This window comes from Sulfurimonas sp. HSL-1716 (genome assembly GCF_039645975.1).
In the GTDB taxonomy this organism is placed as follows: domain Bacteria; phylum Campylobacterota; class Campylobacteria; order Campylobacterales; family Sulfurimonadaceae; genus Hydrocurvibacter; species Hydrocurvibacter sulfurireducens.
Genome location: NZ_CP147918.1, coordinates 1,858,143 through 1,877,935, shown reverse-complemented (window position 1 = coordinate 1,877,935; position 19,793 = coordinate 1,858,143). Strand labels below are relative to the sequence as shown.

The window sequence follows — 19,793 nt, the reverse complement described above, 5'->3', positions numbered from 1 at the left end:
TAGACAGAATGTCTACTTTCCTATAACAGGCAGTTTGTCCATTTTCTCTTTCATAGACGGTTCGTTTGATTTGGGTTTGTTTTTTATATAAGCCCCCACTTTATCCACATACTCTTGAAGAGTAAAGTTTCTGCTTTCGTTCTCATCCATTTTTTTAATAGTTTCGTTCTTGTCGACTGTCGGAGTCCACTCTTTTTCGATCCAGGCGTCAAGTGATTTTTGCATTACTCCGTCTTTTTTGTTTTGATGTGTCGGGGACACCGCGTTTAATTCTTTATTCTGTGAAGGCGTCACTATTTCCTTTTTTACTTCTTTTTTTACTTCCTTGTGCATCGGAGACACCGTATTTAATTCTTTATTCTGCGAAGGTGTTATTACTTCTTCGTTTGTTTTTTTCTTATTGTTGAAATGCTTATCAGCATAATCTTGCATCGTATGACCGCTGCATCCAGCGATTAGAAATGTTACAGAAGTAAACATACATAAATGACCCAGAAATCTCATTTTTTTCCTTCATAGCTTAATTTTTTTTTAAAAGAAACATAAGTATATCAAAAAAAGAGAGTTTTTCACATTTATACTTTAAATTGTTGTGACAATATTGTTATAAATCCCTTGTATCGGGCTAAAACAGGACAAATCTTTTTATCTGTTTTTACAGAAATTTTTAAGAAATCTGTGCTACAATGGTCCCGGCAAAAATTAAAATAGGTCAAGCTTAAGGAGAATGAATGAAAATAGTAAAAATGAGTCTTGCGGCAGCTTTGTTAGTTGGTGCATCTGCATTTGCAATCGACAATGTAAAAGTATCAGGTGATGTACAAGTATTTTATAGTACAAATGACATGACACCATCAAATAGTGGTGTATCTGGTGTTGGTTTAGCTAAAACAGGTACAAGCGGTTCTTTATTTGATAAAGAAACTTCTGCTGCAGATGCAGGCGTGCATTTAAATGCGAGTGCAGATTTAGTAAAAAATGATTTAGTAAGCGTAAGTACAGGTGCTGCTTTCACTGCTCTTTCAACTTTAGGATTAGAAAACAACTTTGTAAGTAACGTGTGGGGAAGTTCTCACGCTGCTACAGTCGGTAATGGTTCTGGATATGGTGCAAAAGTTGAAAATTCTTCATGGTTCAATGAAGCATGGATAGCAGCAACTTTAGATAAAACAACTGTTAAAGTCGGTCGTATGGAACTTGATACACCGTTGGCATTTACAGAAACTTGGTCAATTGAGCGTAACAGCTTTGAAGCGGCCGTAGTAATCAACCAAAATATTCCTGACACAACATTGGTAGGCGCTTATGTTGGCAATGGTAATGGCAATGATAATAGTAAAACAGTTTCTTCTGCAGGTCTGGCTGTGGGTGCTGTTGTTAATCAAAATGGTGAGTTTAAAACTTATGGTACAGACGGCGCATATGCTGCAGGTATCATAAACAACTCTTACAAACCTTTAACTGCACAAGCATGGTATTACGATGTGTCTAAATATGCACAAGCTTATTGGTTACAAGCTGATTTTAGCATGAACGGTGTAATGGCAGGTGCTCAATATTCTGCAGTTAAAGCAGATGCTTCAGGTTCAAAAGAAGATAATGTATATGCATTAATGTTAGGTTATGCAATGAAAGATAAGTTTACAGTTAAAGCTTCTTATTCATCGGTTAATGATGATGGTAGTGTTGGTAAAGCTGGTTATAATACTGCTACTGCTGATGCACAATCTAAACTTTATACAGAAGCATGGTGGAACTATGGTTATGTATCTGCAACTGGCACAAATTCTTATAACATAACTCTTGAAGTACCTGTTAAAAATGTTGCAGATTTTGGTGTTTATTATACAAATGCTGATCAAAGTGCAAAAGGTGCTACAAATGCCGGTAACGCAGTACAACATGATTTAAGTGAAATTACATTAACAGCTACTAGATCATTTGGTCCGTTAGACGCAACTCTAGCATATAGCAATATTGATGCTAAAAATCAAAATATCAAAGCAGGTCATACAAAAGGTAGCGCGTATAGCCAAGTACAAGCATATTTAACTCTAAACTTCTAATAAAAGTTTTTAGTTAAACCTCTATTTCGCCTTCGGGCGAAATATCCTCTTTCAAATCTAGCTCATATAAAAACTTTTTATTTATAACTGACAACTATCTTTTTACTAATTGTGTAGATTCGTATCTTTGATAACAAAGTTGTATATAAATAGTCAGATCGTTATGTAAGTAGGTTTGTTTGTTTGGAGCTTTATTCCATCATATAAAAAGATCTTTTTGTCAGCCTATGACGCCGTTACTCATAATATATCTGTTTCTTCCGCTTTCTTTTGCTTCATAGAGTTTTTTATCTGCTTGTTTTATGATATCTTCTTCGTTGAGAGCTTCATCGGCTATACAGGATACAAGACCGATGGAAAGAGTTAAATAATCGCTTACTTTACTGCCGCTGTGCGGGATCTTGGACTCTTCCATCTCAGTACATATCTTTTGCGCCAATGTCGCACTGTCTTGTGCGTCTACGTCCGTGATAAGAACACCGAACTCCTCTCCGCCGAGTCTAAAGACAAAGTCGCTCGGTCTTTTTAAAACCGATTTTAACACCCTTGCAACCTCTTTGAGTGCTTTATCTCCTTCGATATGCCCGTATGTATCGTTGTATTGCTTGAAATAATCTACATCGAGCATCATAAAGGTTATCTGATTTTTAACACGTTTTGCGCGTTTGACTTCTCTTTCAAATACTAAATTGAAATATCGTCTGTTATGAAGATTTGTAAGTGAGTCGGTATAAGAGGCATTTTCCAGTTTCCTGTTGGCTTCTTTTAATTTGCGTGAAGCCACTTCCAGATCCGATTGATCTTTTTGTATGCTTTTAAAGACAATAAACGATATCAATAATACGCCGCCAATGACAAAGAACAGGATAATCCCCAATTTTATCTTCGTTTCGTAATATGTATCTAAAAGTTCTTTTCTTTGAAATTGTGCACTGTCTATCTCATAGGCCCTTAATTTACTGACTATTTCATCGATATGGGTTATTTCTGACGTTAGCGTTTTTATGGATATCTTATTTACCTCTTTTCCCTCGAGACAGATTTGTTCTAGCTTTTGAAGATATTTTTTTGATTTTTCGATCTCCTTGGTAGCGTAGTTAATATAGGGAATTTCATCATTGCTTTTATATTGATTTTTATAACTGTTCCAATTCTTATCTATTTTTTTTATCGCCTGCTTGATAGTAGCGGCGGTTTGACGTGAGTTCATAATATTGTTTTTTGCCAGATAGATATTCGTTTGAAGATGTATATGATAAGCATCCAATATCTCATCAAGCTCCAAAACGGTTACAAAAGAACCAAAATACAGGGAATCCAGATTTTTTTTCATTGACGTGATATTGAGTGTTCCTACGATGCCTATAAACGAGAGACCGAGGGTGATAAGTATAAAAAGAAAGAGCAGTTTGCTTTTAAGACGAAGGGCATCGATAAACTTCAAGCATTTCTCCTATGATTTCTATAATAGAGAAACAAAGCAAGTTTAATGCCAGAAATTATAAATAAGGTCTATTTTTTGTAAGGGACGACAGGCAGTTTTTCCCCGATGGCATACATCATACCGCCTTTTAAGTCATATACATGGTATTTCAGTTCGTTCGATAAAAATTTTGAGACAAGGTTCGTTCTGCTCCCCGTCCTGCATACAAGGGCGAATGGTTTTTTCACATCGACTTTCTCAGACAGCTTCTTTAAAAAAACGGGTATGTTATAGTTGCCTTTTTCATCAAAAAAAGTGATAGGGATAGCATTTTTCAATATTCCTGTTTCTTTCCATTCGCCTTTTGTCCTTATATCTACTATCGGTATGTCTTTTTTCAAAAAGCTCTGATCCGGATATATTTTTATGACTTCCGCAAATAACGATGTCGCAGCTAAAAGCAACAACAATATAAATATTTTCATACTGTGTGTCCTACCTCTGTTTTGTTATATAATTATACTTATATAAATTAATAATTAGGTAAATGATGTCAAAAAATATAGATTCCGTTTTAAGACTTAAATATATAAGAGTCTTGGAGAGATTTTTTAAAAGTGTCGTATCGTATCTTTCCATAACAGGAGAGATAACAAAAGAGGGATATGTTAAAAAAATAGAGAACAATCTAAAATATTTTCAAAAAACCCAGAGTGTGATGTTGTACAAAGGAGAGTTCAGTGATCTGGAGTCTCTGGTAAAGGAGATGATAGCCTATTCAAGCGGTGATGAAACGATAGAAAATATAAAAAGTGATATATTATATAAGGCAAACAGACTTGAAAAAACGAAAAATAATAGAAAGTATAAGAAAGATAAACATAAGGCGGAAAAATTTAAAGATTGGTGATCAATAGGTGTTAATATTATAATAAAATATGTTAGAATAAACGCATATTCATTCAGCAAAACGGGGAGTAAACCAATGGAATTTTCTAAGAACATGAGTATCCATAAGAAGATGAATTATCTTTTGATTTTTGTTGCCATATCAATATTTTTCGGATCCATATCTACCTTTTTTATTTTAAACAGTATAGACTCCAGATATCAAAGATTGAAAGAAAAATATGTAGCAGGAGAAATATATACGCTCTCCATCGAAGCAGATATGAACTATGTCAGCAGAACGGACAGGGATATTATGCTCGGCGGAAATCATGACGCGGATATACAAAAAATATCCCAAAAGATCGATAACGTATCCAAAAACTTTAAAAACCTAAAAGAAACCGCTGTAAATGACAATGAACTCTCTTTGATAAACGACGCGGAAAAATCTACAATGTTCTTTTTAAACAACGCATTTACAATGATGAAGTCCTTGACTCCCCAGCAGATAAGCGAAGATAAAGAGGGTGAGATATATAAGCGTTACAAAACGACATTGACCCCGCCGGCCGAAGAGTCCAGAGAAAAATTTAAAAAGGTCGTCGAACTTAAAGCGCAGGCTCTTGAAAAAGCAAGTGAGGATATGTCGACGCGCACCTCTATATACAAGTTTATCGCATTGATCGCGGGTATCGGTATCGGTATAACGGTCTTAATCTTCTCTCAAATCCTGATCAAATCCATCATTAACGCAATAAGCAGTTTTACGCAGGTGATGAAGCACACTGCAGAAGGTAATTTAAAACACGACAATATCAGCAAAAACGAATCTACCGAGTTTGGAGTAATGGGAATAGCTTTGTCATCGCTTTTGGATCAGATCGAAAACTTTGTGCATCAGATAAACAACTCGATCAGTAAAGCTTCTACGGGCGATTTTAGCTACGAGATAAATGCAAAGGGGATGAAAGGCGAGTTTGTCAAAGGTATCGAACTCGTTAAAAACAGTATACATGTTATGAAAGAGCAGGAGTTTAAAAAACAGCAAGACGGATTTAACTCTCAGCTTAGTACTCTAAGTATCGGTGTGACCGAGAGTATGACGTTAATCCAGCAGGATTTGGCTACCAATATCGAAGCTTTAAAAGTCGTAACACAGGCTACAAAATCCGCCGAAGCCCAGGCAACGGACTCTAAACAAAATATCGAATCGATAGTAAAAGAGCTTGAAGATTTGAAAGAGCAGGTCGGTATAAACAATCATGCCATAGATGAACTTGCTTCTCAGGCTGAAAGTATCACCTCGGTCATAGAACTCATTACCGATATCGCAGACCAGACGAACCTGCTTGCACTCAATGCGGCGATAGAAGCAGCGCGTGCGGGAGAGCACGGACGAGGTTTTGCCGTTGTGGCGGATGAAGTCAGAAAGCTTGCCGAACGTACGCATAAAGCAACGGGAGAGATTTCGATCTCGATCAAAACGCTGCAGCAGGGTATGAGTGAAATACAGGCAAGCAGCGATTCTATGAGTAATATAGTCGAACAATCAACTCATAAGATATATGATTTTGAAGAAACGCTGACCGAGCTCAGCGATAACTCTTCAAGCATAGTCAAATCGTCATACAGCATGGAAAACAGCGTATTTGTCGTATTGGCCAAGATAGATCATATACTTTATAAATCGCGTGCATACAACAGTATTATAACTGCCAAACCTGTCCTCTCTGTCGTCGATCATCATGGATGCCGTCTTGGTAAATGGTATGACGGAGAAGGCAAAGAGAGATTCGACCATACCAATTCATATGCGAAATTCCCTGCACCTCACTCTACGGTGCATAAAAACGCTAACGGAAATATGAAATTCTTAGAAGCTGATAATCCGGCAGAAAACATCCTTGTGCATAAAGACGAGATCATAAATAATTTCCAAGAGATGGAAAAAGCAAGTTCTGAACTGTTCGTATTGATGGACAGTATGCTTGCTGAAGTCAAGAAGCTGAACAGTTAGAGGATTTCTCTATCTGTTCCCTGCATTTACGGCGAGCTGCGCCATTTTTTGAAAATAATCTTCTATACTTTTAGATCCGTCTATGATTTTATCCAGTTCGATCAAAAAATAGTTTTGAGTTTTTACATCGGCCATATTAAAAGTATAGATAACCCACTCGTAGTTTAAGGAGAGTTTTGAGCCGTTGTCGTCGACCTCAAATGTCTTATAGAGATTTATATCTTGAAGAGCCAGTGAATCAAGAGCTTTTTTATAGAAATCGTTTATATTATAATCGATCAGTTTTTCCAGTTCGTTCTCTTGTATCTTGACATCCACTTCTTCCAAGCCGTTTTGCCCGATGATAAGTGCTTTGCCCAAAAAGAGCTGCTGGCCTATAAAAAAAGGAGTATGCGTAGTACTAAGAGCATTTCCGTCCGTATAGATTATATGATCGTTGAGGATATGCGAGCTGTCTACCAATATAGAATTGAAAAAAGTATATATACTATTTACCTGTCCGTCAAATTCTTGGATTTTTATGCTCTTGTCCGCTGGATCGATTGAGTAAGCTTTCATAAGTTTTTTTACCTTAAATAAATGAAAAATTTGATGTTTGAAAGTGAAGTATAGACTTCAAAGGAAGAGTTTCTGTTAAGCGAAAAATCTCTATTTTTGGGCTTTTGCTTGACATATATCCTTAAAATTTCGAAAAATTTTATCATTTCCGGATATGAAAAGTCAAGAAAAAATATATCTTGTGCATACTCTCCGTTGATATAAATCAAGGCGTAGTTTTCAGTACTTGTTAAAATTTTAGATTATAATGATTAAAAGGATTGTTTATATGAAAAAAATATTGTTGTTAATTATGCTCGTTTCGTCCGTATTATTTGCAAAATCGGAGACGCAGGCATGTAAAAAATGTCATCCGACAATAGTCGAGGAGTTTCAAAGTTCTTTACATAAACATGCTTCTTTCAACGATGATAAGATACATAAAGCACTCTGGGACAGACATCCGCTTCATGCAAAGGGTAAGTATGAATGTGCTAAATGTCATGCTCCAAACGCTAAAAACGAAGAGGATATGAAAGAACCGTTTACATGTTTGAGCTGCCATACGATAACAAATATAGAACATCATCCGATCTCAGATAAAAATATTTACGAAACCAAGCCAAAACAGTTCTATTCTGCAGAGGCGGGAAGAGAGAACGAAAAGTTGGTCTATAAAGAAAAAACTTCATTTTTCGGATTGCAGACAGGAACGGTAGGGTCTCCGTACCATAAGATAGATTATAGAAACAAGCAGTTTTATACGGGAGAGATATGTATGGGATGCCACTCTCATAAACAAAATTCTCATCAATTCACGCTCTGTCAGACGGACAAAGAGGGCGCGAGCAGTAAAAAACAAAACTGTATTACATGCCATATGCCAAAAATCAAAGGCACTGCGACTACGATCAGGATCAGCGAAACACATGCTTTTCACGGTTTTGCCGGTGCTAGAAATAACTCGGAGATGCTGTCTAAGTACGTTGAACTCAGCTTTGAACAAAACGAGAATGGCTTTAGCATTGGTATAAAAAACAGATCGCCGCATGATCTTTTAACCCATCCTTTAAGAGTCGTAGAGCTTAGAGTCAACCTCATACGAAACGGTAAAACGACCGCTTTAAAAAGTCAAAAGTTTTTAAAAGTGATAGGACATGACGGCAAACCGTCCATGCCGTGGATAGCCGATAAAATTCTAATGAACACTATGATAAAGGCAGACGAAAAAAGGACCGTGGCATATACAACTCATCTGCAAAGCAAAGACACGATCGAAGCAGAGCTTGGATTTTATATTGTAAATCCCAAAGCACTCGGCAAGCTCGGACTTGAGAAAAATGAAGACGCCAAAAAGTTCACGATCTTAAAACAGAAATACTTCACCGTCAAATAGAATATAATGCATATGCTATAAAATCGTCAGTATAGTTCAATGCTTCGGTAAGTTTATGTAAGATTGTAAACTTTCACAAAAAAACTGACAAAGTTTGAAATGAAAGATAAAATATGGGAACGATTACTGGGCTAAAATTAGGTTATTTTTGTTTTTTGAGATGACTGACATTTCAATTAAATATTGCTATAATTTAATAATAAATTATGATTTACTAAGATATTCTTTTCGAGAAGAGAATGATCGATGAAGTATTTCAGCTGATAAGTGCATCTAGCTAAAACAGATAGATTTCTCAGACGTTGGCGTGTCCAGACATGTGAAAATAATGCACTAGATTTAAATATGTTTAAGAGGGGTAAAAAGTGAAAATAATATCTATATTTTTAATTGTTTTTTCTTTTCTTGGGTGTGCTAATATTAAAACTTCTTATCATTCAGCACATGGGATAGATTATAGTCCAGTTAATACGAAATCCCAAGTTCAGAAAATTCAAGAGTTAAGCCAAGGAACTCAAGAACAAAAAAATAGTGCAATAGAAGAAATAAAGAACCATTCGGATAAATACGCTCCTGCAGTTTTTTTCCCTGTTGCAAGAGAGCTCTTTAAACAAGGAAAAATGGACGAAGCACTTTTTTGGTTTCATGCAGGAAGAATCAGAACAATATTTGACATTAAAAGGTGTACGGATCCTACAGTAAAAGGAGCAGTGGTAATACTGAGTAGGAACTTGCCATCGGAATTTTATAAAAAGCAAGCTCAAAATCCTGATCTTACAGAAAAGATGATTTTTAAAGCCATAAATTGGGATAAAGCAACACCGTATAACTATGATCCAAGATGGATTGCACTCCATGGTATCGGTGCATTTCAAGGGAAATTAAGTCCTCAGCTAGTAATCCCCGAATATAAATGGGGATTACTAGCTGATCAGAATCGACGAAAGTATCTTCAAACTTCTCTTAACATTCTTCAAAGGCTCAGAAGTAAAAAGTAAGAGTTTTGGTTCATTTTATTAATGATAAACTATATTATACACCTTCGAATTTAGTGGAAAGTTTCCAAGAGATTTTCTACGCAAAATACATAAAAACACTGAGAAGGTCTGTAAAGACTGTTATAGCATAGCGGCAATGGCTGGGTAATGACAGATTTTTTTACACACATGAAGAAAGAAGAATCTTTTATTCAAAACTATAAAATGTTTCATTATCAAGAAGAGACCGTGATTTGGGATACAAAAAAAATAAAATCATTTCCTATCAAGACAGTAGATTGTAATGTTCTTCCGGAAATTACTCAAGGGTTTAATTTAACAGAGGGAAACTAATTCAAAAGAAGTCTTACTCATTTCTAGAATATGAAGGCAGAGAAAAAAGCTTTTTTGCCAGTAAGACAATCAACCTTGGAATTTGATGTTCAAAGTGGAAAACTCTGTTGTATTGATAAATGTATGTACCCATTATTTGACTACCAGTGTGCGTCAAAAATGTGTATAAAAATATTTTTTTTTAAATTCAGATATTTTAAAATGTAGTGAAACATGGATTTAGAAAGAAAAAGTGGTGACTCCAAGGGGAGGGTCACTCCATCACTTTCCAGCCCAATTTTAGGGCCCTTAATTGAGTATCACAACTCTCGTGTGTACAAATTTGTGTACAAAATTTATATACCGATTCTATCCTTTTTTCTCTTGAAATGTCAAGAAACTACACTAATTATTTTTATAAACTTCACTTATAATTTTAGAAACCATATATTTAGAAAAAAACTTTTTTTTGTAAGGTTTATAACAATGTAAGGACTATTAGTCTTTAAATAAAAGAAAAAAGGAGAGAAAAATAAAAAAATAAGTAAAAGCATAGAGAGAGTGACAGCTATACTCTCATCATATTAGCTCGAGTTTGTGTGTTCAAAGTGACATACTATTCATAATATAAATACTCTGCTGATCGTGCATTGTGTGTTCATTTTAATAGGGTTTTCGGTATATGTTCCCACTATAAAAACTATACTTGTCTAATTTTTTTGCGCTGTACACATAATTATTATTATGTCCTTCTAGGACTCTTTTTAATGAAGTAGTAAATCAATAAAAGGAGGCCATTATGCCACATAAACTACATTTCGAATTTTACGGTGATAAATATTTTATCAATGTTGCAAAAAAAACTTTGCTTATCGTAAATATAAAAAACCTTAGTCGTCAATTCTACTATTTAGATGGATTACATATCGGAGATGCTTGGATTATTTTAGAAGCAACGCTCTCTTCAATAGATGCCATTATCTGGGAATTTGAAGATATAGATATCAATTTTAAGTATTCTAAGAAGGTTAAGTGATATGGCATTCAAAAAAAATGATGTAAAAAGATTATCTCACATCTTTGAATGTTCTGAACAGGATGTTCACTCTGCACTTTACATGTGTACTGCTTATCTGAAAGAGAACAATATAAACACTTATACAGTGGCACGGACCATAAGTATTCTTGCTGATAAATTACAAAAAACACGAAAGAAAAAAGATGTGGTTGAATATCCGGATTTTGATATGAAGCACATTGTAGTTAGAAAATATCGAGCTGACATTGTTGAACTTTATAATTCAACAATTGGAACATTAAAAGGTTGGGGATGGATTACAGCAGAATTACAAAGGCTACATAATATAAAAGTCTCTCGACAAACAATCAGGGCCTATATACAAAAATATCAGGAGTGGCAATTATGGCAAACTTAAAAGGAAGTACATTTTCGAAACAAATAGTGAATGCAAAAATACGCATAGAAGCTCGAGGTATTGGTAGGTATCAAAAACAAGATTTACATCTTACCCATAGCAACGCCCTAGCCTTGAAGCGAGACTATTGGTTGAAATCTTTTGCAGAGTATGCGAGTTCTTTGAAGTTAAATGAGACGAAATTAAACAACTATATGAATAATCAGATTGTTAATGATTTTCTTACTCTAAAAACAGCTCACTTAAGTCAAAAATCTGCAATCAATTTTATCAGAGGATTTTCAGCTTTAGTGGATGCTTTGAAAAGTACAGGAGTCACTGCTAATGTAGATAAAAATGTCTTCGATTTACATGTAAATAAGGTCAAGCAAAGCAAGCGAAATCAGCAAAAAACACAGAATAGAGATATTAAAGATATAGAAAGTGTAATCAACGAGTTATATGAAATTAACCCATCTTTTGCTGCTATGGCAAAGTTGCAAAGCAGTTTGGGTCTTAGAGTGTCAGAAGGAATAGAACTTTTAAAAAATTCAGACCAGTATATTAAACAAGACAATGCTATTCAAGGGTTGGTCGGTAAAGGTAATCATGTGTACGAACCAAAGCCATTAACGATGGAATTACGACAATTATTAAAGCAAAATCAAACAGTAAGCTACCAGTCTTACCAAAACGCTTTAAAATCTTTGGGTTTGACAAGTCATAGAATGCGTTTCACCTATGTCAGAAACCGTATGGAACAGCTTTTAAAGACAACAAGCTATAAAGAAGCCCTTGCTATTGTGTCAAAAGAGATAAATCATGTAAGACCAAGCATTACAGCCTGGTATCTTTCCCAAACTTCTTTCTAATTTCAAAAATCAAAAAAATTTTTACAGTTTACAACATAGATATCTTCCTTTAAGGACCTATCTATGTTTGACACTATACAAGAGCGTTTACAGTTTATCTCGGGCTTCATAAAAGAGAAAAAGATACAAGAAGAAAATAATGATTTCCCCACCTCCTTGTATCCTTATACTGACTTCTCGGACACATTGACATTTGCACCTATGACAACAAATGCGTTCCATAGTTACTGCAATATTTACAGAGATTATGCGGATGAAAGAACAAATAATTTTTTGGATAAAGCGTATGTAATAAAAAGAGAAAATGATCGTTATATATGTGGTATGCGAGAATTACATGACACACAAGAGAAGGCACAAAGAGCAGAAGTACAAAATCTAATGAGCTCAATGGAAGCACACGCAGACGAGTTTACTCTTGAACCGTATATGCTGACGCTTACTTTAACAAATGAAGAATTGAAAAGTAAAAGTTCGAATGTATCGTTTTTAGAACACGCAACTGTAGTATATGATCAAGTGAAAATTCTAAGATATTTTATGAAATTGATTTATTCAGATCGCTTGACAAAGTACAAAATGCCAAACTTTTTTTGGATGCGAATGCTAGAGTTCACCAAGATCGGAAATGCTCATTTGCACGAAGCTTTGTATATCAAGAGAGATAACCTAATAGATATGATAGAACTAATCGGCAGAAAATGGCTGGACTTCCCACTTGTTGGTAGAACACATCTTACTGTTGATCCGCGCTCGTGGAAAGAGATATCAAGAAAACTTGAATACAAAAGAATCAGTACAAATGAGTACCTTTTAGTGGATTATTCACATGTAAAATTCTTTGAAAAAGGCCATCAGGATGCAGGTAAAGGCTTCATAATAAGAGTGCTTACAAAGAGGAAAGAATCCAATAAACAGTCAAAAAAAGCTGTCAGCAGATACATAATGAAATATCTGCTCAAGACTCGATCAAGTGAACATACAAAAGCATCATTACAGAGAGCAGTATTTAGTTTTTTACGAATTAACCCATTTAGTTTCAAACGGGGAGTACTGTTTTCATTAACAAAGTTTCGGGCGATTAAAAACAAGCTGATTAAAGAACAAGTCATATCCAAGGAAGACAAACATAGCTTATATACACTTGCAAAAATGCAAAGGAGAGGTAAACTGAAAGTGAGAGATCATTATGAGTTTACCTCTTTTGGAAGTTTCCAGTGGAAAGCTTCCAAAACAGATTTTGTGCCATTGCCACAAGATCTTTTAGGCTATAACTTTAAAAACTTTCAGGGGCATCTGATCCCTGGCAAGTTCTACGATCAAGATTATTGGAAAGCTTTTTTTACAATAAGAGTCATTGATGTTATTTTTGAAGACAAAGTATTTAAAATATATCTTGAACCGCAATACGAAATAGTTTACTCTTGGTTGTTGGAGTAGTCCGAGTGACACCATCTCTTTTGGTGTTAAATAACATAAAAAGAGATGGTGAAACGAAATCTATTCATAAAGCATTATTTTGTCAGTAAGAGAAGGAAAATAATATATATAGTGCCGTAAATACTGTGTTTATTTTCTGTATAAGTTGTGAACGAAGTATAGTGAAAGATGTACATAAAAAATTGATGAAATACTTTTTAGAAAGATGTTTATATTATTAATTAAAAAGTGACTCAAAAATCAGGTATCTTGAAAGATTTTGCTATAATAAGCAAATAAATGTAAAAGGTAATTTATGAATGATTCTACAATGATGGTTATTGCACTTTTGACATTAATGGTGACTGCTATTGGTGTGTTTTACACTTACAAGTCATTTACGAAAAAGGATCCGTCAACGGCCAAAGTAATTGGAATTGGTGATGCAACTAATGGTGATAAAGTTATGGGTGATAAAGTTGGTGGTGATAAAGTTATGGGTGATAAAATCGTCAATGAGAAAGATAAATCATGAGCTTATTTGATCATACAGAAGGAGATAATGTTCATGGTGATAAAGTCATTGGTGACAAAGTCATGGGTGATAAAAAGACCTATGTTCTTAACCATGTAGACTTAGATATTGGTATTTTAAAAGATATTTTAGAAAATAATCCTCTTGTTATAAAAGCATCACTTACTAAGTTGCATACGATTCCAAGTCAATTTGCTCCAGATGAAAGAACAATTCCTATCAGTGATAAAAATCTTCAGAATGGATTAGAAGAATTCTACGAAAACTTTATAAAAAGAATAGAACAAAAACTTTTGGCATTAGATAAATTTTTTCAAGAGAATGATTATGTAGATGATATTGAAAGTGCTGCTGATTCAATTAAGATGTTTATATTCACTTATGCCAATAGAAATAGTATGAAGTTAGAGCCTATGATTTTTAATGCAATCATTCAAGAACATACAAAGCCAATATCAGGTGGTCAAGAAAAAGGTATTATGAAACTCATAATATATTATTTATATAGATATTGTTATATAGGGCTTAAAGATGCCTAGATATATTATGACTCATAGAAGTAAAGATTTGAAGCGAAGTGTTTTGGTAGTGTCATATCATCTTATGATGGAAATGAAAACACATAAAGAATACAAATTAAATGATATGTATCAATATTTGAAAAATAAATTAAAAATACAACAAAAAGATTTTGTTTATACATTGAATTTTTTGTATATCTTAGGCAAGTTAGAATATATTAAAGCTGAAGACACAATAAGGTTATCTAAATGAAATTATCAAAAATATATTCAGATAATGAGAATTTTAAAAGCATAGTATTTAGAGATAGTATAAATTTTATCTTGTCAGATGATCATAGTGTTGGTAAAAGTACATTATTTAGTTTAATTGACTTTTGTTTGTTAAAAGGAAGTAAAGATTTCTTAAGCAGAGAACAATTTTCAAACTTTACATTTTACTTAGAATTGGAAGTAAATTCAAATAAATATTTGACAATAAAAAGACCAACTCGTGGTTCAAGCAATATTACAGCAAAGATTTTAGATCATAAAGATCTTTTACTAGATACTGATACATTTGATATTGTAGGTGGAGTCGAAGTAGTTAAAGCGTACATTCAAAAAAGCATAGGATTTTGTTTAGATGATTACCGACAATATGTGAGTTACTTTTTAAGAGATCAAGATAATCAAAGTGATGTTTTTAGGTTAAATAAATTTATAAGACAGAGAGATATTCATTATAAGCCAATAATTTCAAATCTATTAGGCATTGATGGAAACAAGATAAGAAGAAAATATGAACTTGATAATGAAATAGAAGAGATATCAAAACAAATTATTGTAAAAGAAAATGATTTAGGCAATTATAGAACTAAAGAATCTATTATAGAAGAAATATCTGTTTATGAAAAGCAATTAAGCGAAAAAGAAGAACTCTATGCTAATTTCGACTTTTATTTAAGTGAAAAGAATATAAGTAAAGAACTTATTAACAACATAGAAACAGAAATATCATTATTAAACCAAGAGCGAAACTCACTCAATAGAGAAATAGATTATATAAATAAATCTTTGGAAGAAGAAATAGCAATTGATGAAGAGGATATTAATGGTTTATTTGATGAAATGAAAGTTCTATTTCCTACAGATTTAAAAAAGAACTATACCAGTGTCATTGCTTTTAACAAACAAATTTTGGAAGAAAGAATAGTAGTATTTAAAGAAAATAAGACAGAATTTTTAGCACAAATTGAAAATATTGAAAAAGAATTACTTGGTTTGAATGAAGAGAGAAGTAAGATCCTATCTGTATTAAAAAATACAGATACAATGGCCAAATTCAAAGAGTTAGAAAAAGAAATCATTAATTTTAGAACAAAGATAGAAGTTCACAAAGATAGATTAAATATTTTTGATGAGATACAACTAATGAAAGAAACTTTAACTTCTAGACGAGAAGAGCTTAGTAAGACAATTCAAGAAAATAAAAGAATAATAACTAGTCCATTTATAACTCAATTGAAATCTAATTTAATTAAATACGGTAAGCTTGTTTTTAATAGAGAATTGGCTTTTTCAATAGGATTTAATACTTCAGATAATATTGAATTTGACTTGAAGGTAGAAAATAGTCAAGGTTTTGATAATGCTTTAGATGAAGGGCATACGCTTAAAAAGCTTTTATGTTTTGTTTTTGCTGCTGCACTGGCAGAATCATATAAAGATAAAGAGTTCATAAAATTTGTTGCTTTTGATAGTCCTTTTGATGGTGATAAAAATACATATCAAGATGGTGTGTATACTGCCATCAAAGAATTAGGTGCAAAAAATATTCAAACGATTATTACTACAGTATCTGAGGTTGTTAATAATGCAACTAATCTACAAGAGATTAAAGATAATTATGTTGTTAGATATTTAAGTGAAACAGATAAATTAATAGGCGATTTTTAAGTATAGATCACTTATCTTTTTAGGTGAATCTATTTGTATTATTTATAAGGAAATATCTAATAGTGGTAGAAGTAAAATCAAAGCAAACATTGAAAGATGCTATTCTAAGCGGTGAAGATGAAATTAAAGTTGACAATCCAGAGCTAGAAAAATGGATTATTCTTATTCATGGAATTAAACAAGTTACATGGAGTGTGGCAATTTGCCTAGTGGCAGCAGGTATATATAGTCTCCTTGCAACACCAGCAACAGGAGGAAGTACAACTCCCGTATCAGCTATCGCCGCTGGTGGAGTGTCAGTTTTGATTGGTATGCCTGCGGCGATTGCAATGATAAGTTTAGGAGTGGTTATGGGCGGAATAGTTGGCCTTAAAGCTATCCGCAATAATTATCGAATCATGTCTAAAACACCAGGAGCTTTAATTCTGAAAAGGAAGCATAGCGCAGGTTGAATTTAATTTCAAGTGAATAAGATCTTTGAAGTCAAGTGTCTTAATCCCCTCATAAAGCTCTTCAACTCCATACCCTTGCGAATAAACAACAGAGGTCATATCTTTGTCAGGTTCGTGACCCATAATGCGATTCATAAGGTCTTTTGGCAGCTTATAGTGAACAGCATTTTTCATAAGCTGGTCTCCAACATTATGTCTAAGACTATGAAATACCTGATCTTCTTCTTCAGTTACATGCTTCCTGAAATACTTCATAAAATTCTTGCCATAGTCCGTGTTGTACCTTTCCTCTTTCGGGTGGAGCCTCAGGTTTTTCCATAGTCTTGGCTGTTTATTTTTTATGGAATTGTAGTATTCAATAAATCCAAGCTCAATAAGCTTAGGATGAAGTGGCACTAGACGGAAGGCATTCTCATTTTTAAGATGTTTGTCTTTCTCTTCATTGAGGTCAAAGTACCATATAATCTCACCCATGTCTGTTGTAATACTTTTAAGGTCTTCTACATAGAGCTGGCATATCTCGTTTTGTCGCATACCAGAATAACCAGCAATTATAGGAATCCAGTATTTCTCAGGTGCAAATGTGAGGGTATGCTTCAGCTTGTCCGTATAGAGTTTAGAAGTGAAAAGCTTTTTAAGATTCTCTTCGCTTAGTGGTTTTCTCTCTTTTTGAATCTTCTTGCTGTTTTTTGGTTTTTTCATCAAGAATGGTTCGACTATGTTTTCTGTTATATAGCTGTATCTCGCATCGCTTGCAATATCGAATATCTGTTTTATTGAGAGCATCTTCTTTTGCTTTGTAGCGAATGCTGTTTTTTCATTCTCTTTTAACTCTATGGTTTTAAGCTCAGAGTAGGTAAGGTGTTTAAACTGTGGTTTTTTAGTTCTGCTAGAGGGAAGGTGGTTATGCAGTGCATCTGCAAAGGTTCTTAGGTCTTCTTTTGTAAAGGAGGTAATGTCTCTAGCCTCTGCATTTTCAATGACATAGATAAAGTCTTGATATGCAGCTTCATAATCTCTCCATGTACTTTGAGTAGTATTTGGAGCTGTGAGCTTTTTCTCTTTTATGAAAAGCTCATAGAGTTCCTTAAAGGTGATGGTCGTTCTTTTTACTTCTTTTGGTTCCTCTTTATTTGAGGTGCAAAGTCTGAACGCACATCAATGATCTGCGTGAATGTCTCTAATGCATCGAGGTTCTTGAGGAGTTTCTTTTTTTCTTGGAGAGTATAGTTTCCTATCTTGTTTAATATCTGATCGTTGATTTCTTCGTTTTGTTCATGGTAGAACTGCTCTGTTGAGTAGGTGATGATTGGAAGAGTTGGAGTATTGAGTTCTGCAAACTCTTTCATCCGTGTCATGTACTGCATAACAAGTGCATCTTTATTGTTTCCGCCATATAAAACTAGCATAGTGAGAAGCTCCTCATAGATTGAATTTAGTACCTTTATCGACAGTGTAACCTGGAAATGGCTGCTTTGCGACACTTTGATTCGGATTTCTTCACGATTTTTGAAGTATTTTAAACATTCTTTGGGGATTCTTCTGCGAAAATAGAAAGTTTTATTGCGTTGTAGAAAAAAGTTACTCATAATTTGACCACCGTGTGTGACAAAAATGTGTACAAAACGCGCTATGTGACATTCACTAAATTGTTAAAGTGGCTAAAATAGGGAGTTAGAAAGAAAAAGTGGTGACTCCAAGGGGATTCGAACCCCTATGGCAAGGATGAAAACCTTGAATCCTAACCATTAGATGATGGAGCCAGTTATAAAGTGGTGTCCCGTGATGGACTCGAACCATCGGCCACATCATTAAAAGTGACGTGCTCTACCAACTGAGCTAACGAGACAAAATATAAAGAAACGCCCGCTTTGCGATGTTTCCTAAAACAAACACCTGTGTTTGTGGAGGGGAATTATAGTAAAACTATTTTTTAATGTCAAGAGTTTTTTTTAAAACGCGATTTTATTTGGTATTTATTTACTTCAGCTAAGTTATACTGTCACGAAGACGATACTTTGAGAAAATATCAAATATAGGAAAAACGGATGATTTCTAAGATAAATGAGATAAAAAACGAAGTTGCTAAAGTTGTTATCGGTCAGGAAAAAATGATCGACGGTCTTTTGATCGGACTTCTTTGCGAGGGGCATATACTTATAGAAGGCGTTCCGGGACTTGCAAAGACAACGACCGTAAAAGCGCTTTCGCAGAGTCTGGGGCTTAATTTTAAACGTGCACAGTTTACGCCCGATCTTTTGCCCTCGGATATTTTAGGTGCACAGATATATGATCCGCAGACAAACGAGTTCAAAATAAAACGCGGCCCGATCTTTACCAACCTGCTTTTGGCCGATGAGATAAACCGTGCTCCGGCAAAAGTCCAGTCGGCTCTTTTGGAGGTTATGCAAGAACGTCAGGTGACCATAGGCGAAGAGAGCTTTAAACTTGAAGCTCCCTTTTTTGTTATGGCAACGCAAAACCCTGTAGAACAGGAGGGAGTCTATCAGCTTCCAGAAGCTCAGCTTGACCGTTTTATGCTGAAGCTCGACGTAGGATATAATACGAAAGATGAAGAGCTGGAGATCGCAAGACGAATCTCCAGCGGAAAATATGAGCAGATCGTCGCGATCATAAATAAAGACGATCTTGCTCAGCTCAAAGAGGTCGTAAAAAACATACATGTAGATGCCGAAGTTGAAGAGTATATGATAACTCTTGTCGATGCTTCCCGTAATCCAAAGCAGTACGGTCTTGATGAGATAGCGGAGTTCATCCAGTACGGAGCGAGCCCGCGTGTAAGTATCGACATGTTCAAAGCCGTAAAAGCGATGGCATTTTTACGGGGTAAGGATTTCGTGACTCCGGTGGATGTCGCTTACATCGTAAAAGAGGTCATGCATCATCGTTTGGTTTTGACCTATGAGGCAGAAGCGGAGGGGATAACGACGGACTTTATCATAGATAAGATCGTAAAAACGGTTCCTATTCCGTAGAGGTT

General features: G+C 34.6%; 20 protein-coding genes and 2 tRNA genes. 14 read left to right on the top strand and 8 right to left on the bottom strand.

Annotated features, from left to right (window positions below):
* Positions 1-12 precede the first annotated feature (12 nt).
* Positions 13-504 carry a hypothetical protein gene (locus WCY03_RS09535; RefSeq protein WP_345992415.1) on the bottom strand — a complete coding sequence of 164 codons (492 nt, stop codon included), beginning with the start codon at positions 502-504 and terminating at the stop codon, positions 13-15.
* A gap of 227 nt (positions 505-731) precedes the next feature.
* Between WCY03_RS09535 and WCY03_RS09530 the strand changes: the two genes are divergently transcribed.
* On the top strand, positions 732-2,066 hold the full coding sequence (locus WCY03_RS09530; protein ID WP_345992413.1) for a porin: 1,335 nt from the start codon (positions 732-734) through the stop codon (positions 2,064-2,066).
* A gap of 220 nt (positions 2,067-2,286) precedes the next feature.
* Here the strand turns inward: WCY03_RS09530 and WCY03_RS09525 are convergent, their stop codons facing one another.
* Positions 2,287-3,510: a diguanylate cyclase gene (locus tag WCY03_RS09525; protein WP_345992411.1), complete on the bottom strand. Its 1,224-nt coding sequence runs from the start codon at positions 3,508-3,510 to the stop codon at positions 2,287-2,289.
* A gap of 68 nt (positions 3,511-3,578) precedes the next feature.
* Positions 3,579-3,974, bottom strand: coding sequence for a rhodanese-like domain-containing protein (locus WCY03_RS09520; protein WP_345992409.1), 396 nt, complete (start codon positions 3,972-3,974; stop codon positions 3,579-3,581).
* Positions 3,975-4,039: 65 nt separating this feature from the next.
* On the opposite strand from WCY03_RS09520, the gene WCY03_RS09515 reads away from it, so the two are divergent.
* Together WCY03_RS09515 and WCY03_RS09510 are read left to right on the top strand one after the other, a co-directional pair.
* Positions 4,040-4,399 (top strand): hypothetical protein, encoded by a 360-nt coding sequence (locus tag WCY03_RS09515; RefSeq protein WP_345992407.1) that lies wholly within the window; start codon positions 4,040-4,042, stop codon positions 4,397-4,399.
* Positions 4,400-4,474: 75 nt separating this feature from the next.
* Entirely contained in the window at positions 4,475-6,397 is a 1,923-nt protein-coding gene (locus WCY03_RS09510) for a methyl-accepting chemotaxis protein (RefSeq protein ID WP_345992404.1), read from the top strand.
* Positions 6,398-6,406: 9 nt separating this feature from the next.
* Here WCY03_RS09510 and WCY03_RS09505 read toward each other — a convergent pair whose 3' ends face one another.
* The gene (locus tag WCY03_RS09505) at positions 6,407-6,955 is read right to left on the bottom strand and encodes a hypothetical protein (RefSeq protein ID WP_345992402.1); all 549 of its coding nucleotides are present in this window, start codon (positions 6,953-6,955) and stop codon (positions 6,407-6,409) included.
* A 268-nt stretch (positions 6,956-7,223) separates the two neighbouring features.
* Here WCY03_RS09505 and WCY03_RS09500 point away from each other — a divergent pair, with 268 nt between their 5' ends.
* The 10 genes from WCY03_RS09500 (at position 7,224) to WCY03_RS09455 (ending at position 16,792) form a co-directional block, all read left to right on the top strand.
* The gene (locus WCY03_RS09500; RefSeq protein ID WP_345992400.1) at positions 7,224-8,330 is read left to right on the top strand and encodes a multiheme c-type cytochrome; all 1,107 of its coding nucleotides are present in this window, start codon (positions 7,224-7,226) and stop codon (positions 8,328-8,330) included.
* Between the two features lie 365 nt (positions 8,331-8,695).
* Positions 8,696-9,328, top strand: coding sequence for a hypothetical protein (locus WCY03_RS09495; RefSeq protein WP_345992398.1), 633 nt, complete (start codon positions 8,696-8,698; stop codon positions 9,326-9,328).
* A gap of 1,111 nt (positions 9,329-10,439) precedes the next feature.
* Positions 10,440-10,676, top strand: coding sequence for a hypothetical protein (locus WCY03_RS09490; protein ID WP_345992396.1), 237 nt, complete (start codon positions 10,440-10,442; stop codon positions 10,674-10,676).
* Position 10,677: 1 nt separating this feature from the next.
* Positions 10,678-11,076, top strand: coding sequence for a hypothetical protein (locus WCY03_RS09485; RefSeq protein ID WP_345992394.1), 399 nt, complete (start codon positions 10,678-10,680; stop codon positions 11,074-11,076).
* Entirely contained in the window at positions 11,064-11,927 is an 864-nt protein-coding gene (locus WCY03_RS09480; protein ID WP_345992393.1) for a hypothetical protein, read from the top strand. The genes WCY03_RS09485 and WCY03_RS09480 overlap by 13 nt, the downstream gene beginning before the upstream one ends.
* Before the next feature lie 63 nt (positions 11,928-11,990).
* The gene (locus WCY03_RS09475) at positions 11,991-13,367 is read left to right on the top strand and encodes a hypothetical protein (RefSeq protein WP_345992391.1); all 1,377 of its coding nucleotides are present in this window, start codon (positions 11,991-11,993) and stop codon (positions 13,365-13,367) included.
* Between the two features lie 295 nt (positions 13,368-13,662).
* The gene (locus WCY03_RS09470) at positions 13,663-13,881 is read left to right on the top strand and encodes a hypothetical protein (RefSeq protein ID WP_345992389.1); all 219 of its coding nucleotides are present in this window, start codon (positions 13,663-13,665) and stop codon (positions 13,879-13,881) included.
* On the top strand, positions 13,878-14,420 hold the full coding sequence (locus tag WCY03_RS09465) for a hypothetical protein (RefSeq protein ID WP_345992387.1): 543 nt from the start codon (positions 13,878-13,880) through the stop codon (positions 14,418-14,420). The genes WCY03_RS09470 and WCY03_RS09465 overlap by 4 nt, the downstream gene beginning before the upstream one ends.
* 231 nt (positions 14,421-14,651) lie before the next feature.
* Positions 14,652-16,340 (top strand): hypothetical protein, encoded by a 1,689-nt coding sequence (locus tag WCY03_RS09460; RefSeq protein ID WP_345992385.1) that lies wholly within the window; start codon positions 14,652-14,654, stop codon positions 16,338-16,340.
* A 62-nt stretch (positions 16,341-16,402) separates the two neighbouring features.
* Positions 16,403-16,792, top strand: a complete 390-nt coding sequence (locus WCY03_RS09455) for a hypothetical protein (protein ID WP_345992384.1) — start codon at positions 16,403-16,405, stop codon at positions 16,790-16,792.
* Here WCY03_RS09455 and WCY03_RS09450 read toward each other — a convergent pair.
* The 4 genes from WCY03_RS09450 to WCY03_RS09435 form a co-directional block, all read right to left on the bottom strand.
* Positions 16,760-17,578: a site-specific integrase gene (locus tag WCY03_RS09450; protein ID WP_345992382.1), complete on the bottom strand. Its 819-nt coding sequence runs from the start codon at positions 17,576-17,578 to the stop codon at positions 16,760-16,762. The genes WCY03_RS09455 and WCY03_RS09450 overlap by 33 nt on opposite strands.
* A gap of 323 nt (positions 17,579-17,901) precedes the next feature.
* Positions 17,902-18,201: a hypothetical protein gene (locus tag WCY03_RS09445; RefSeq protein WP_345992380.1), complete on the bottom strand. Its 300-nt coding sequence runs from the start codon at positions 18,199-18,201 to the stop codon at positions 17,902-17,904.
* Between the two features lie 279 nt (positions 18,202-18,480).
* A tRNA-Glu gene (locus WCY03_RS09440) sits at positions 18,481-18,555 on the bottom strand.
* Between the two features lie 10 nt (positions 18,556-18,565).
* Positions 18,566-18,641, bottom strand: a tRNA-Lys gene (locus WCY03_RS09435).
* Between the two features lie 199 nt (positions 18,642-18,840).
* Between WCY03_RS09435 and WCY03_RS09430 the strand changes: the two genes are divergently transcribed.
* Positions 18,841-19,788 carry a MoxR family ATPase gene (locus WCY03_RS09430; RefSeq protein ID WP_345992378.1) on the top strand — a complete coding sequence of 316 codons (948 nt, stop codon included), beginning with the start codon at positions 18,841-18,843 and terminating at the stop codon, positions 19,786-19,788.
* The last annotated feature ends 5 nt before the right edge of the window (positions 19,789-19,793 follow it).

What these genes read in the sequence shown, in the direction of transcription:
- WCY03_RS09535 (WP_345992415.1), bottom strand. Translation starts at nt 504, where the DNA reads ATGAGATTTCTGGGTCATTTATGTATGTTTACTTCTGTAACATTTCTA.
- WCY03_RS09530 (WP_345992413.1), top strand. Translation starts at nt 732, where the DNA reads ATGAAAATAGTAAAAATGAGTCTTGCGGCAGCTTTGTTAGTTGGTGCA.
- WCY03_RS09520 (WP_345992409.1), bottom strand. Translation starts at nt 3,974, where the DNA reads ATGAAAATATTTATATTGTTGTTGCTTTTAGCTGCGACATCGTTATTT.
- WCY03_RS09515 (WP_345992407.1), top strand. Translation starts at nt 4,040, where the DNA reads ATGTCAAAAAATATAGATTCCGTTTTAAGACTTAAATATATAAGAGTC.
- WCY03_RS09510 (WP_345992404.1), top strand. Translation starts at nt 4,475, where the DNA reads ATGGAATTTTCTAAGAACATGAGTATCCATAAGAAGATGAATTATCTT.
- WCY03_RS09505 (WP_345992402.1), bottom strand. Translation starts at nt 6,955, where the DNA reads ATGAAAGCTTACTCAATCGATCCAGCGGACAAGAGCATAAAAATCCAA.
- WCY03_RS09500 (WP_345992400.1), top strand. Translation starts at nt 7,224, where the DNA reads ATGAAAAAAATATTGTTGTTAATTATGCTCGTTTCGTCCGTATTATTT.
- WCY03_RS09490 (WP_345992396.1), top strand. Translation starts at nt 10,440, where the DNA reads ATGCCACATAAACTACATTTCGAATTTTACGGTGATAAATATTTTATC.
- WCY03_RS09485 (WP_345992394.1), top strand. Translation starts at nt 10,678, where the DNA reads ATGGCATTCAAAAAAAATGATGTAAAAAGATTATCTCACATCTTTGAA.
- WCY03_RS09480 (WP_345992393.1), top strand. Translation starts at nt 11,064, where the DNA reads ATGGCAAACTTAAAAGGAAGTACATTTTCGAAACAAATAGTGAATGCA.
- WCY03_RS09475 (WP_345992391.1), top strand. Translation starts at nt 11,991, where the DNA reads ATGTTTGACACTATACAAGAGCGTTTACAGTTTATCTCGGGCTTCATA.
- WCY03_RS09470 (WP_345992389.1), top strand. Translation starts at nt 13,663, where the DNA reads ATGAATGATTCTACAATGATGGTTATTGCACTTTTGACATTAATGGTG.
- WCY03_RS09465 (WP_345992387.1), top strand. Translation starts at nt 13,878, where the DNA reads ATGAGCTTATTTGATCATACAGAAGGAGATAATGTTCATGGTGATAAA.
- WCY03_RS09460 (WP_345992385.1), top strand. Translation starts at nt 14,652, where the DNA reads ATGAAATTATCAAAAATATATTCAGATAATGAGAATTTTAAAAGCATA.
- WCY03_RS09450 (WP_345992382.1), bottom strand. Translation starts at nt 17,578, where the DNA reads ATGCTCTCAATAAAACAGATATTCGATATTGCAAGCGATGCGAGATAC.
- WCY03_RS09445 (WP_345992380.1), bottom strand. Translation starts at nt 18,201, where the DNA reads ATGCTAGTTTTATATGGCGGAAACAATAAAGATGCACTTGTTATGCAG.
- WCY03_RS09430 (WP_345992378.1), top strand. Translation starts at nt 18,841, where the DNA reads ATGATTTCTAAGATAAATGAGATAAAAAACGAAGTTGCTAAAGTTGTT.